At 66.9% G+C, this 359-nt stretch carries 1 pseudogene; it reads right to left on the reverse strand.

The annotated features are described in order from the left end of the window. A pseudogene (locus tag HK26_RS12860) lies at positions 1–359 on the reverse strand (1-deoxy-D-xylulose-5-phosphate synthase); the annotation flags it as partial.

Raw genomic sequence — 359 nt, forward strand, 5'->3', positions numbered from 1 at the left:
CTTGGCCCGAGCGAGAGAATGGCAATGCCACCCGTCTGCGCCCCGGACTGGCGGCCCATCTCGCGGATCACGCGGCCCCGGCCAATCTCCAGCACCTGCCCCTCGGCGGGCAGGTCCAGACCCAGCCCGTTGCCACGCGGGTAGCGCAGGGCAATCGGGCCTTCATCAAACTCGGCGGCTGTGGCTGTCATGTGCAGCAGTTCCAGCTCGTCGGACGGGGCCATAATGGTCATGCCCGGCAGGCAGCCCAGATAGGCAATGTCAAACGAGCCTGCATGCGTGGCCCCATCCGCCCCCACCAGACCGGCACGGTCAATGGCAAAGCGGACCGGCAGGTTCTGGAGCACCACATCGTGCAT

The organism is Acetobacter okinawensis (assembly GCF_002153655.1).
GTDB classification, from domain to species: Bacteria; Pseudomonadota; Alphaproteobacteria; order Acetobacterales; family Acetobacteraceae; genus Acetobacter; species Acetobacter okinawensis_A.